An 11,088-nucleotide genomic window follows, 5' to 3' on the forward strand; every position below is an offset into this window, starting at 1 on the left:
TTCAACATCAATGGCAACAGCATGACCCCCGAGGGCTTCGATGCCGAGCGCGAATGGGCGCGCAGCTACTGGTCGGCGCTCGAGCCCCATCACACGAGCGTCTATGTCAACTTCCTCATGGAGGAGGGCGAGGAGCGGGTCCGACGGGCGTACGGCGCCGAGAAGTACGACCGGCTCAAGGCGCTCAAGCGTACGTACGACCCGACGAACCTCTTCAGGCTCAACCAGAACATCAGCCCGGACTGACGCGTCCGGTGGGCGCCACCGGCGTGCTCCCGGTGGCGCCGCGACGGTGATCCTGCGCCCTTGGCAGCTCAGACCTGCTCAGGCTGCGCGGGCCAGGTCGAGGTACGCCCTCGGGGAGCTCGGCGAGAGAGCAGGAGGCCGACGGTCATCAGCACAGCGCCGGTGGCCACGATCCCGATCTCCTCACCCAGCCAGGCCGGGTCGGTGTCGCCCACGATCGCCATGGCGATGCCCTCGATGACCATGTAGCTGACAACCCAGGCGACGAGGCCTGCGACGGCACCCAGGATCCGCAGCGTGACGTGCCGGCCGGAGAGCAGTGCCACTCCGAGACCGGCCATCCCGAGCGCCATGAGGGCGACGGCGGAGATGTACAGGATTGCGGTGGCCGTGTTCGGCATACCCGAGACAGCGCCGTCACTCGCCGCGATCACGACGAACTTGACGACCCAGCAGAAGCCTCCGGCGGCCAGGACGGCGGCGGAGAGGCGGTACAGCTTCGATGACGTGTTCATGCCGTCGACGCTAGGTACGCAGCTGCGGCGACACATCCACCGGCCGACGGGTTCACCCTCAACCGGAAGATGGATTCGCGCGGAGCTCACCAGGGCTACGTTGGACCGGTGACCTTCATGCGCGCACGAGCTTGGGACGCCCTCGTCCTGGTGCTGGTGGTCAGCGTCCTGTTCGAGGTGCTCACGACCAATGTGGACGTGCCTCTCGAGTGGAGCGTGCCCGTCGGCCTGGCGATGACCGTCCCGTTCCTGTGGGGCCAGCGCCGGCCACGGCTGGTCGCCGTGATCGTGCTCGGGGCATGGCTGGTCCAGTCGTACGCCGGCGACTGGGAGCAGGAGCCGCAATCGGAGCTGTTGCCGGTCGCGCTGGCGTTCTGGTCGCTCGGCGCGTACGTGCCCAGGCGCACGGGCCGATGGGCGTTCGCCGTCGCGTTCGTGGCCCTGGTCCTGCACCGGCCCGACGATGCGATCGTGCTGGGACCCCTGATGGCGGGCGTCTATGGCGCAGGGCGGCTGATGCAGTCGCGTGAGCAGCTTGCGGCGGCGCTCCAACAGGAGCGGGCCCTCGCCGAGGGGTATGCCGTGGCGGAGGAGCGCGCCCGCATCGCCCGCGAGCTGCATGATGTCGTCGGCCACTCGATCGCGATGATGACGGTCCAGGCGGGTGCGGAGCGGATGGCGCTCGGCGACGACCGCCCCGAGACCGCGCGCGTTCTCCAGCAGATCGAGATCACCGGACGGCAGACGCTGCAGGAGATGCGCCGCATGCTGGGCCTGCTGCGGTCGGACGACACCGTCGACTTCACCCCACAGCCGGGTCTCGCCCAGGTCGGCGCACTTGCCGAGCGCATGGCCGGCTCGGGCCTTGACGTGGACGTACACGTGGACGGCACGCCCGGTCCGGTCCTGCCCGGCGTCGACATCTCGGCCTACCGCATCGTCCAGGAGGCGCTGACCAATGTGCTCAAGCACGCCGAGGCCGCCCGCGCCACGGTCCGCATCCAGCACCGGGACAGCGGATTCGAGATCGAGGTCACTGATGACGGGACCGCCCGGCCGGCGCAGGCCACGGGGCAGGGTCAAGGGCTGACCGGCATGCGCGAGCGGGTCGCGCTGTACGGCGGTTCGCTCGAGGCCGGGCCGGCGCCTGCGGGTGGCTGGCGACTGCTTGCCCGGCTGCCGAACGAGGCAGGGCCGCCCGAGAGTGGACCGACCGACGCTGGGTCCGGCTGATGGCCGTGCGAGTCCTCGTCGCCGACGATCAGCCACTGGTGCGCGAGGGCCTGCGGAAGATCTTCGAGGTCGACCCGGAGCTGGAGGTCGTCGGCGACGTCGGCGACGGTCGGGCGGCCGTCGAGGCGGCCCGTCGGCTGCGCCCGGACGTCGTCGTCATGGACATCCGCATGCCCGTCCTGGACGGTATCGAGGCCACCCGCCAGGTCACCCGGCTCGAGCACCCACCGCTGGTGCTGATGCTCACCACCTTCGACCTGGACGAGTACGTCTTCGGCGCGCTGCGGGCCGGCGCCAGCGGCTTCCTGCTCAAGGACGCGATGCCGGAGCACCTCATCGCGGCCGTGCACACGATCGCCCGCGGCGAGGCCCTGCTGGACCCGGCGGTGACGCGGGCGGTGGTCGAACGCTTCGGTCGTACGCCGGATCCGGCCGCGGCGGTCCGGCTGGCCGAGCTCTCCCAGCGCGAGCACGAGGTGCTGTTGCTCCTGGTCGAGGGGTGCTCGAACAAGGCGATCGCCGGCCGGCTCTTCGTCAGCGAGGCGACGGTGAAGACCCACGTGATGGCGGTGCTGCGCAAGCTCGACCTGCGTGATCGGGTCCAGGCGGTGATCTTCGGCTACGAGTCGGGTCTGGTGCGGCCAGGCGAGGGATGACCCGGCGGTCCGCGAGCTGGTGACACGGACGCAGTGTTGCCGGACTCAGCCCAGGCGCCGCCACAGCACGAGCGCGGCGACAGCGGCCGCACCGATCAGCGCCACGACCCCGAGGCGGCGCTTGCCGGTCTGCGCCTTGGCGGTCAGTGCGTCGACGGTGTCGCTGAGATGGTCGCGAGTCTCCTCGATGTCGTGCTCGATCGTGCTCACGAGCTGGCCCCGTGGCGCGCGGCCGCGACATCGGCCTTGACGCTCTCGACGCGTTCACGTGGTGCGTCCCCGACGTGGCTGACCCTCGTCCTGCCGATCAGGGCGGCCAGTCCGGCGAGGACGAACAGCCCACCACCGACGATGAGGGCGGCGAGCCAGGCGTCGAGCGCTTCGGCGATACCGAGGATCCCGGCCGCGACGAGCGCACCGAGCCCGTACAGCGCGAGGGTGCCCGCAACGCCGAACATCCCGGCACCGACGCCGAGCCGCTTGCCGCTCGCGGCGATGTCCTGCTTGGCGAGCTGGAGCTCGTCGCGGATCAGGGTCGAGATGTCGTCTGTGGCCTGGGCGATCAGCTCACCTGTCGATGCCTCGGAGGTCGGGACCCGCGGACCCGTCATGACAGCCCCTGCCGGTGGGCATCGGCGATGGGGGATTCACCCGGCACGGGCGGTGGCCCGATGACCTCGTCACCGGGACGATAGTTGTCCTGGGCAGGGGCGGCGTCGTTGCCCTTGACCTTGTGCACGATCTTGGTCTTGGCCTCACCCGCGACGTCCGCGACCTTCGCGCCGAACTTGCTCCCGACCTCCGAGCCGGCGTGCTTGGCCTGGGTCTGGACATCGTCGACGGCACTCTTGACCGTGGGGTTGTTCCAGGCCTTGTTCGCCTGGCGCTTGATCTGCTCATAACGCTCACGTCCGGCACGTGCCCCGAGAACGTACCCGGCGGCGCCGATCACGAGCACTGTCAGCTTCTTCACATTGACCACTCCTTCACGGCGGGCTTACCCCGTTGAGCGGTGGTCACACGCCAGGGGTGCCGGGGAGGCCCATCCTCCCCGGCACCCCTCGGGTCACGCCGCCGAACGGAGCTTGATCGTGACCGACCGACCACTCTGGCGTGCGGTCTCGTGGGACTCGGCGAGCTGCTCGCGGGCCAGCTCGCGCAGCTCGGCCATCTGGGGCGTGACCTCCGCGAGGGTCAGCTCGGTCTCGATGACGTCGAGGTCGACCCCCCACACGTCCTCGAGGACACGGCGCATCCAGCCGGTCGCATGGTCCCAGCCCTCACGCGGCGTCCCGGCGCCGTATCCGCCGCCGCGGGCCGTCACCAGGAACGCAGGCCTGCCGACGATCTGGCTCTGGCCCAACGAGAGGCGCGGATCGGTCGCGACAATGTCGAACCAGGTCTTGAAGTGCTGGGAGACGCCGAAGTTGTACATCGGCACGGCGAAGATCAGCGCGTCGGCCGAGACGACCTCGTCCGCGAGCGCCGCGGCAGCCTTCATCGCGGCGACCTGGTCCTGCGTGCGGTGCTCCTCCGGGGTGTGGCCGGCGAAGGCGGCACTTGCCCACAGCGATCCCTCGATCGGGTTGCTGCCGAGGTCCCGGCGGATGACCGTGGCATCGCCGAGTTCGGTGGAAATGGTCGACTCGAGGGTGTCGGCAACGGCACGGGTGACCGAGCCGTCGTGACGGATGCTGGCGTCGAGCCGGAAGATCGTGCTCATGGCATGTGCTCCTAGAACTAGATAGTCTGTACAGCAGATCATATTACATACCGATGATCGGTCAACATGATGATCGCCACACGGGAGCAATGGCTACACTTGGCCCATGACCGAGATGGCCGAAGCGCAGACCGAGGACACGACCTCGATCGACTTCGGCCAGGCGCTGGGCAGCATCTTGCGGAGCTATCTCGACAACGCACGGGATGCGATCAGCGACCTCCCGGGCGGTCCGCGCGGATATCAGGTCATGTCGGTCGCCCATGGCGGCGCGTGCAGCAACCAGGCGACGATCGCGATGCGCCTCGGCATCGATCGGACCGTCATGACCTACCTCGTCGACGACCTCGAGCAGGCCGGCCTGGTGGAGCGGCGACCCGATCCCGCCGACCGCCGCGCGCGTCAGGTCGGGCTGACTGCCAAGGGCTCCAAGGCATTCGCTGCGGCCTCAGAGCGGATCGCCGAGGTCGAGCGGGCCGTGCTGGGCAGCCTGTCCGACACCGACGCCGAGCTGTTCCGCCAGCTCCTCATGCGCGTCGCGGCGGCTGGACCAGTCGTCGAGCCGTGCGACGTTCCGGACGTTGCGGAGTGCTAGCCGCGCGTGGGCGGGCCTGAGCCCATCGCCCAGCGGATCCCCTCGGTGATCACCACGCCGCTCGTACGCACGGCGGTCGCCTCGACGAGCGGGAGATAGGGCAGCCGAAGCGGCCAGCGGGTCCACCGCGGCATCATCGCGACCGCGGCCGCCGACAGCAGTCCGTACGGAGCGCGCAGCGTGAGCGGCACGGGCGGGTGGATCAGGATGAATCGTGCCGCGCGCCGGGCGGCGGGCGTCCCCTCCAGCTCGGGCCGGTAGTCGGACAGCACCTGCTGGAGCTCGGCGACGGTCTCCGGCACGTCGACCGCGCCGAGCGCTCGGGCGATGTGTGCGGTCTCGGCGACGTACGCGTCACGACCGGCGGCGTCGAGCGGACGCGCGCCATAGCGGTCGTGGGCGCGAAGGAAGCTGTCGATCTCGGCGACATGCACCCAGCGGATCAGGTGCGGATCGGAAGCGACGTACGCCCGCCCGTCCGGGGCCGTCCCGCGTACGCGTTCGTGGACCGCGCGGACGACGGCCACCGCACGGTCTGCATCCTCGATCGTCCCGAACGTCGTCTCGGCGAGAAACGTGCTGGTGCGCTGCAACCGGCCCCACGGGTCACCCCGGAAGCCGGAGTGCGCATCGACGGCCGCCATGGCGAGCGGGTGCATCGACTGCAGCAGCAGTGCGCGGATGCCGCCGACGAACATCGACGCGTCGGCGTGCACCCGGCAGATCGCTGAGTCAGGCGCGAAGCGCCGAGGTCCCTCGGAAAGATGAATCCGGTCGCGCCGCGCCGGGCCCTCGTCGCCGGCGACGCGCGAGAAGATCGTGTCGCCCACGCGCCGGCGTACGGTTTCGAGCGGGTTCATGGCTCGACCGTACGCCCGGCGACGCGAAGCGGCCCGTCAGGAGATGTCGGTGAGCAGGTGGCCACGTGCCTCGCGGCGGCGGCGCTGCTCGTCGGGGTCCGGCACGGGAACCGCGGCGATGAGCCGCTTGGTGTAGGCCTCCTGTGGGTTGCCGAGCACCTGCTCCCGCGGGCCGATCTCGACGAGCTTCCCGTGCTGCATGACCGCGACCCGGTTGGCGAGGGTGTCGACGACCGCGAGGTCGTGGCTGATGAACAGGCACGCGAACTGCAACCGCTGCTGGAGCTCGGTGAACAGCTCGAGCACGCGCGCCTGCACCGACACGTCGAGCGCCGAGGTCGGCTCGTCCGCGATCAACAGGTCCGGGTCGAGCGACAGCGCACGGGCCAGGCTGACGCGCTGGCGCTGGCCGCCCGACAGCTCGTGCGGGAACCGCTCGGCGTAGGAGCCGCCGAGCTCGACGCTCTCGAGCAACGAGCGCACCTTGGCGTCGATCTCGGACTGCTTCATCTCGGTCTGCACGTGCAGCGGCTCGGCGACGCACTGGCCGATCGACATCCGCGGGTTGAGCGACGACGCCGGGTCCTGGAACACGAAACCGAAGCGGGACCGCAAGGGCCGCAGCTGGCGGTCCGACAGTCCTGAGATCTCGTTGCCCGAGACGTGGATCGTGCCGGTCGTCGGCTGCTGGAGACCCACGGTCGTACGTCCGACCGTCGACTTGCCGGAGCCGGACTCGCCGACCAGGCCGAGCACCTCTCCCTTGCGCACCTCGAGCGACACGTGGTCGACCGCGCGGAACGACGGCTGCCCGAAACCACCGGGGAACTCGACGACGAGGTCGTCGACCTTGAGCACCAGCTCGTTCTCGTCGACCAGACCCGGGCCGTTCTCGCGACCCAGGTGGGGCACGGCGTCGAGCAGTGCGCGGGTGTAGGGGTGGCGGGGCTCGGCGAACAGCCGACGGGCCGGAGCCTGCTCGACGATGTTGCCGCGGTACATCACGACGACCCGGTCGGCCATGTCGGCGACGACGCCCATGTTGTGGGTGATCAGGACGATCGCCGTGCCGAGCCGGTCGCGCAGCGACAGCAGGAGCTCGAGGATCGCGGCCTGGACCGTGACGTCGAGCGCGGTCGTCGGCTCGTCGGCGATGATGACATCGGGGTCGCACGCGATCGCCATGGCGATCACGACGCGCTGCTTCTGTCCCCCCGACAGCTGGTGCGGGTAGTAGTCGACGCGGTGCTCCGGATCGGGCATGCCGACGAGCTCGAGCAGCTCGACGGCGCGCTTGCGGGCAGCCTTCTTGGAGATGTCCTGATGAGCCTGCAGGCCCTCGATGATCTGCCAGCCGACGGTGTAGACCGGGTTGAGCGCGGTCGAGGGCTCCTGGAACACCATCGACACCTGGTCGCCGCGGATGGGCCGCAGGTTGCGCGCGGACATGCCGAGGAGCTCGCGATCGCCGAGCTTGGCCGATCCGGTGACCGCGGCGGTCGAGGGCAGCAGCCCCAGCACGGCGCGGGAGCTGACGGACTTGCCGGAGCCCGACTCGCCGACGACCGCGACGACCTCGCCCGGCGCGACGTCGAAGCTGATGCCGTTGACGGCGTGCACGGGCGCAGCGTCGGTGCGGAACGTCACCGCGAGATCCGTCAGGGACAAGGCGGCCACCCGCTTCTTGTCGCCGGGGGAGCCTCCATCCGTCAGCCCGGTGGCGGCATCGCGCACCTCGACGGAGGGCTCGATGTCGCCGGTCAGCTCCTCGAACTCATGCTTGATCTCCTCCTCGTCGGCCTCGGCGTTGTCGGCACCACGGGTGCGCAGCAGCGGGTTGAGGATGTCGTTGAGGCTCTCGCCGACCAGCGTCGCGCCCAGCACGATCAGCACGATCGCGAGGCCGGGGAACACGCCGGTCCACCAGATGCCGGACGACGCGTCGGGCAGCGCCTTGTTGAGGTCATAGCCCCACTCGGCCGCGGCCGACGGCTCGATGCCGAAGCCGAGGAAGCCCAGCCCGGCGAGCGTGAGGATCGCCTCGGAGGCGTTGAGCGTGCCGATGACCGGCAGCGACTGCGAGACATTCGAGAAGATGTGCTTCTTGAGGATGCGGGGCGTACGCACGCCGACCACGCGTGCTGCGTCGACGTACGGCTCGGCCTTGACCGAGAGCGTGGCGTTGCGGATGACCCGGTAGTACTGCGGTACGAACACCACGGTGATCGACAGTGCGGCCGCGAGGATGCCGCTGACCGCCCCGCTCTTGCCGCCGGACAGCACGATCGACACGACGATCGCCAGCAGCAGTGACGGGAACGCGTACAGCGCGTCCATGACGAGCACGAGGATGCGGTCGAGCCAGCCGCCGAGGTAGCCGGAGACGAGCCCGAGCGGCACGCCGATCAGCGCCGACAGGACGACCGCGAGGATGATGACCTCGACGGCCGTACGAGCGCCGTAGACGACCCGCGACAAGACGTCGGTGCCGCCGACCGTCGTGCCGAACCAGTGGGCGGACGACGGACCTTGCTGCGTACCGAAGAGGACGCCGTTGGCGCGGTCGTCGTTGAAGCCGTACGGGGCGATCCACGGGGCGAAGATCGCGATGATGATGAACGCGCCGACGAGGATGAAGCCCAGGATCAGCATGAAGCGCTGGAGGCCGTGGCTGGAGCGGAGTACGGAGAGCATCAGAACCTCACTCGTGGGTCGACGAACGCGATGATGACATCGATCAGGAAGCTCATGGCGCCCACGATCAGGGCGATGACCGTGACGATGCCCTGCACCGCGAGGAAGTCACGCCGGATGAGGTACTCCGAGAGGCTGAAGCCGAGGCCCTTCCACTCGAACGTCGTCTCGGTGAGGATCGCGCCGCCGAGCAGGAGGGCGACCTGCATGCCCATGACGGTCACGACCGGCACCAGCGCGTTGCGGAACGCGTGCTTGTTCATGACCCGCCGCTCCGACACGCCACGGGCTCGCGCCGCCGTGACGTAGTCCATGCGCATGGTCTGCAGCAGGTTGACGCGTACGAGTCGCAGGAAGACGCCGCCGGTCAGCAGGCCGAGGGCGACGGCGGGAAGCACGGCGTGCTTGAGCACGTCGGCGATGATCGCGGGATCGCCCCACAGCAGCGCGTCGACGATCATGATGTTGGTCTTGGGGTGGACGTCCTGGAGCGCCAGCTCGTTGCTGATGGAGGCCCGGCCGGAGGTCGGCCAGCCGAACGGCGCGAACGCCAGCTTGAGCAGCAGCCCGACGAAGAAGACCGGCGCGGCGTACACGAGGATCGAGAACAGGCGCAGCAGGACGTCGGGGAAGCGGTCGCGGTAGCGCGCGGCCAGCCGGCCGAGCGGGATGCCGATGCCGAACGCCACGATGAGTGACCAGAACGCCAGCTCGAGGGTCGCCGCGCCGTTCTGGATGAGGATGTCGGAGACCGGGCGCTTGTCGGTCAGCGTCACGCCGAAGTCGCCGCGGAATATCCCGCTGAGGTACTCCCAGTACTGCGTGAGGATCGGCCGGTCGAGTCCGGCCTCGGCCTTGCGCTCGGCGATCTGGGCGGGGTCGAGCCGGCCGCCGAGTGCCGCGGAGATCGGGTCGCCGATGACCCGCATCAGGATGAAGACGAGCGTGACCAGCACCCAGACCATGGGCAGCAGGAGCGCAAGGCGTACGAGCAGGTAGCGCGCGAGCGGGCTCAGGGGGCCACGCCGCCGACGCGGCGTTGACTCCCCGGCAGGCTCAGAAGGCGCGAGGACTTCGGCGGTGGACATGGGTTCCTCCGGTCAGGATGTGGTTTCGATACGCCTCGTTCCTCGGCTACTCAACCACCGAGGGCGAAGCAAAGAGGGGCGAGCCCGCGATGGGCTCGCCCCTCTTCAACGCGTCACTTCGTCAGCGAGGTGAAGCGGAACTTGAACGACGGGTCCAAGGTCTTCTCGACACCCTTGACGTCGTCTACCGCGATCGCGACCTGCGAGCCGGTGAGCAGCGGCAGGTAGGGGACCTGGTCCGCGAGGCGGTCCTGGATCTCCTTCAGCGTCGCCTCACGGGACGACTGCTCGCCGTCCGTGCGCTCCGCGTCGAGGAGCTTGGTCATCGTCTTGTCCTCGAAGTCCGTGCCCTCCTCGTTGTAGTGCGAGTTGGTGAAGTTGCCGGGCTTGTCCTCGCTGTACGGCGACAGGAACGGCGACAGGTAGTTGTCGGGGTCCGGGAAGTCCGGGAACCAGCCCAGCTGGAACACCGGGTAGGCGTCGGCCGGGTACTCCTCGGAGTACGTCACCCACTCCGTCGACTGCAGGTCGACCTTGAACAGGCCGCTCGCCTCGAGCTGACGCTTGACCGCGTTGTACTCCTGGTCCGAGCTCGAGCCGTAGTGGTCCGGGTTGTACTGCAGCTTGATGTTGACCGGAGTCTTGACGCCGGCATCGTCCAGGAACTTCTGCGCCGCGGCCTTGTCCGGCTTGTCGCCGTACGCCTCCTTGAACGCCTCGGTCGCGCCGGCCTGGCCGTCCGGGACCATCGAGTAGGCCGGGGTGAACGTGTCCTTGTAGACCTGCGTCGACAGCTCGGCACGATCGACCGACGAGGCCATCGCCTTGCGGATCGCGAGCTTCTGCTCAGGATCGTCGCCGGGCATGGTCTTGAGGTTGAACGTGATGTAGCGGAGCTCGCCGCCGGCGCCGGTGTGGACCGTGATGCCGTCAGTCTTCTCGAGGTCGGCGATGTCGGTCGGGGTCAGCGAGCGGAACGCGACGTCGATGTCCTTGTTCTTGATGTCCAGCTTGAGGTTCTCCGCCTTGGCGTAGTACTTCATCGTGACCTTCTCGGTCTGCGCCTTGCCGTAGGTCCCGTTGTAGTCGGGGTTGGCCTTGAACTCGGCGAGCTGGTTCTTGTCGTACTTCTCGATCGTGTACGGACCGGAGAAGCCGTTGGCCTTGACCGCTGCGTCGTCCTCCATGACCTTGTCGGCGGGGTAGGTCTCCTCGTCGACGATCGGGCCGGCGGACGTCACCAGGATCTGCGCGAAGGTCTGGTCGTTGGGCGCGTTGAGCGTGAACGTCACGGTCTTGTCGTCCGTGGCCTCGACCGACTTCATCGCGCCGAGCAGCGACGAGGGGCCGTTCGGGTCGGCGATCTTGCCGATGCGGGTGAACGAGAACGCGACGTCGGACGCCGTCAGCTCGTTGCCGTTGGCGAACTTCAGCCCGTCCTTCATCGTGCAGACGTACGTCGTCGGGGTGTCGAAGTC

Annotated in this window: 13 protein-coding genes; 4 read left to right on the forward strand and 9 right to left on the reverse strand. The window is 68.9% G+C overall.

All coding sequences use genetic code 11. The annotated features are described in order from the left end of the window. The coding region (locus V6M46_RS15090; protein WP_332666578.1) for a BBE domain-containing protein at nucleotides 1-246 on the forward strand (246 nt) is incomplete at its 5' end. A 68-nt stretch (nucleotides 247-314) separates the two neighbouring features. On the opposite strand, the gene V6M46_RS15095 is transcribed toward V6M46_RS15090, so the two are convergent. Beyond that, nucleotides 315-761, reverse strand: a complete 447-nt coding sequence (locus V6M46_RS15095) for a hypothetical protein (protein ID WP_332666579.1) — start codon at nucleotides 759-761, stop codon at nucleotides 315-317. 117 nt (nucleotides 762-878) lie between these two features. Between V6M46_RS15095 and V6M46_RS15100 the strand changes: the two genes are divergently transcribed. Both V6M46_RS15100 and V6M46_RS15105 read left to right on the forward strand, forming a co-directional pair. Further along, nucleotides 879-1,994, forward strand: a complete 1,116-nt coding sequence (locus tag V6M46_RS15100; protein ID WP_332666599.1) for a sensor histidine kinase — start codon at nucleotides 879-881, stop codon at nucleotides 1,992-1,994. After that, nucleotides 1,994-2,650 (forward strand): response regulator transcription factor, encoded by a 657-nt coding sequence (locus tag V6M46_RS15105; RefSeq protein ID WP_332666581.1) that lies wholly within the window; start codon nucleotides 1,994-1,996, stop codon nucleotides 2,648-2,650. Before V6M46_RS15100 ends, V6M46_RS15105 begins: the two co-directional genes overlap by 1 nt. A gap of 45 nt (nucleotides 2,651-2,695) precedes the next feature. Here V6M46_RS15105 and V6M46_RS15110 read toward each other — a convergent pair whose 3' ends face one another. The 4 genes from V6M46_RS15110 to V6M46_RS15125 all read right to left on the reverse strand — a co-directional run bounded on the left by V6M46_RS15110 (nucleotide 2,696) and on the right by V6M46_RS15125 (nucleotide 4,373). Further along, nucleotides 2,696-2,860, reverse strand: a complete 165-nt coding sequence (locus V6M46_RS15110) for a DUF3618 domain-containing protein (RefSeq protein ID WP_332666583.1) — start codon at nucleotides 2,858-2,860, stop codon at nucleotides 2,696-2,698. Beyond that, nucleotides 2,857-3,261 (reverse strand): phage holin family protein, encoded by a 405-nt coding sequence (locus tag V6M46_RS15115; RefSeq protein WP_332666585.1) that lies wholly within the window; start codon nucleotides 3,259-3,261, stop codon nucleotides 2,857-2,859. Before V6M46_RS15115 ends, V6M46_RS15110 begins: the two co-directional genes overlap by 4 nt. Continuing rightward, on the reverse strand, nucleotides 3,258-3,623 hold the full coding sequence (locus V6M46_RS15120; RefSeq protein WP_332666586.1) for a YtxH domain-containing protein: 366 nt from the start codon (nucleotides 3,621-3,623) through the stop codon (nucleotides 3,258-3,260). The genes V6M46_RS15115 and V6M46_RS15120 overlap by 4 nt, the downstream gene beginning before the upstream one ends. 93 nt (nucleotides 3,624-3,716) lie before the next feature. Further along, entirely contained in the window at nucleotides 3,717-4,373 is a 657-nt protein-coding gene (locus tag V6M46_RS15125) for an FMN-dependent NADH-azoreductase (RefSeq protein WP_332666588.1), read from the reverse strand. A gap of 106 nt (nucleotides 4,374-4,479) precedes the next feature. Here V6M46_RS15125 and V6M46_RS15130 point away from each other — a divergent pair, with 106 nt between their 5' ends. After that, nucleotides 4,480-4,968, forward strand: coding sequence for a MarR family winged helix-turn-helix transcriptional regulator (locus V6M46_RS15130; RefSeq protein ID WP_332666590.1), 489 nt, complete (start codon nucleotides 4,480-4,482; stop codon nucleotides 4,966-4,968). Here V6M46_RS15130 and V6M46_RS15135 read toward each other — a convergent pair. From V6M46_RS15135 to V6M46_RS15150, 4 genes are all read right to left on the reverse strand, one after another. Further along, complete coding sequence (locus tag V6M46_RS15135) at nucleotides 4,965-5,828, reverse strand: oxygenase MpaB family protein (RefSeq protein ID WP_332666591.1); 864 nt, start codon at nucleotides 5,826-5,828, stop codon at nucleotides 4,965-4,967. The genes V6M46_RS15130 and V6M46_RS15135 overlap by 4 nt on opposite strands. 36 nt (nucleotides 5,829-5,864) lie before the next feature. Next, nucleotides 5,865-8,522, reverse strand: coding sequence for a dipeptide ABC transporter ATP-binding protein (locus V6M46_RS15140; RefSeq protein WP_332666593.1), 2,658 nt, complete (start codon nucleotides 8,520-8,522; stop codon nucleotides 5,865-5,867). Further along, nucleotides 8,522-9,610 carry an ABC transporter permease gene (locus V6M46_RS15145; RefSeq protein ID WP_332666595.1) on the reverse strand — a complete coding sequence of 363 codons (1,089 nt, stop codon included), beginning with the start codon at nucleotides 9,608-9,610 and terminating at the stop codon, nucleotides 8,522-8,524. Before V6M46_RS15145 ends, V6M46_RS15140 begins: the two co-directional genes overlap by 1 nt. Before the next feature lie 113 nt (nucleotides 9,611-9,723). Next, the coding region (locus V6M46_RS15150; protein WP_332666597.1) for an ABC transporter substrate-binding protein at nucleotides 9,724-11,088 on the reverse strand (1,365 nt) is incomplete at its 5' end.

Source organism: Aeromicrobium sp. (assembly GCF_036676885.1).
Lineage (GTDB): Bacteria > Actinomycetota > Actinomycetes > Propionibacteriales > Nocardioidaceae > Aeromicrobium.

Bases quoted from the DNA above. Each gene is read 5' to 3' on its own strand.
- V6M46_RS15095 (WP_332666579.1), bottom strand. From the start codon at position 761: ATGAACACGTCATCGAAGCTGTACCGCCTCTCCGCCGCCGTCCTGGCC.
- V6M46_RS15100 (WP_332666599.1), top strand. From the start codon at position 879: ATGCGCGCACGAGCTTGGGACGCCCTCGTCCTGGTGCTGGTGGTCAGC.
- V6M46_RS15105 (WP_332666581.1), top strand. From the start codon at position 1,994: ATGGCCGTGCGAGTCCTCGTCGCCGACGATCAGCCACTGGTGCGCGAG.
- V6M46_RS15115 (WP_332666585.1), bottom strand. From the start codon at position 3,261: ATGACGGGTCCGCGGGTCCCGACCTCCGAGGCATCGACAGGTGAGCTG.
- V6M46_RS15125 (WP_332666588.1), bottom strand. From the start codon at position 4,373: ATGAGCACGATCTTCCGGCTCGACGCCAGCATCCGTCACGACGGCTCG.
- V6M46_RS15130 (WP_332666590.1), top strand. From the start codon at position 4,480: ATGACCGAGATGGCCGAAGCGCAGACCGAGGACACGACCTCGATCGAC.
- V6M46_RS15135 (WP_332666591.1), bottom strand. From the start codon at position 5,828: ATGAACCCGCTCGAAACCGTACGCCGGCGCGTGGGCGACACGATCTTC.
- V6M46_RS15140 (WP_332666593.1), bottom strand. From the start codon at position 8,522: ATGCTCTCCGTACTCCGCTCCAGCCACGGCCTCCAGCGCTTCATGCTG.
- V6M46_RS15145 (WP_332666595.1), bottom strand. From the start codon at position 9,610: ATGTCCACCGCCGAAGTCCTCGCGCCTTCTGAGCCTGCCGGGGAGTCA.